The sequence below is a fragment of the Vibrio sp. 704 genome (genome assembly GCF_033339295.1).
Window position 1 is genome coordinate 1 of sequence record NZ_JAWOUH010000174.1, and the last position, 943, is coordinate 943.

The 943-nt window shown below is 49.9% G+C and carries 1 protein-coding gene; it reads right to left on the reverse strand.

Annotated elements, in window-relative coordinates; all coding sequences use genetic code 11:
* Positions 1-943 (reverse strand): penicillin-binding transpeptidase domain-containing protein (locus tag R7R24_RS25240; protein WP_318119852.1); only part of this gene is annotated, 943 nt, incomplete at both ends.

Sequence of the window (943 nt, forward strand, 5' to 3'; positions counted from 1 at the left end):
ACAAACTATTCAACCAGTTAGATTTTTTCTCACACTGTTGTTTGATTTGACCCGTTTTATCCCATACTGGAAGTTTGTAATCGCTGCGGCAATTCATCTCTAAACCACCGTTGCAGGTCGGTTTAAAGCCAAGCGTCGTCACTTCTTTAGGCCAAGGCAGCTCCAAACGCTCAGGAATTCGCTGCGCCAAGTATTCCGCGTAAACACGCAATGCACCGCTTGACCCCGTAAGGTTGATTGGCTTGTTGTCATCACGGCCTAGCCAAATGGTCGTCACTTCACGACCATCAATCCCGACAAACCAGCTATCACGAGTATCGTTACTGGTGCCCGTTTTACCCGCCAACGCAGCCCAAGCGAATTGGCTTTGAAGGTAGCGGCCCGTACCTTGTGCGACACCTTGTTTCATCGCGTAAGTCGTTAGCCAAGCCGCTTGTTCATCAACCGCGCGAGAGGAGCGAGGCAACGATTGATAAAGCACGTTACCGTCCATATCGATGACGGAACGAAGCGCGGTCAACTTAGCACGTTTACCCGAGTTAGTCAGTGTTTGGTACATTTGCGCCACTTCAAATGGCGTCAATGAAAACGAGCCCAAGAACATAGAAGGCACAGGACGAATCTCATCTTTGTTGACGCCTAAGCGTTCAAGCGTGCCAGACACTTCAGGAATACCAAGCTCCATCCCCCACCTTACCGTTGGTACATTCAATGACTTCGCAAGCGCAAGGTAAAGTGGCACATCACCACGATATTTACGGTCGTAGTTACGCGGAGTCCATACCGAGCCTTTGCTACCTTTCAAACTTAGAGGCGTGTCGTGCAGCGTCGTCCCCAAATTGTATTTGTCTGGCTGTTCAAGCGCGGTCAGGTAAATTGCCGGCTTGACCAACGAACCAATTGGACGACTAGCATTAAGCGCACGGTTAAAGCCTTCATAACC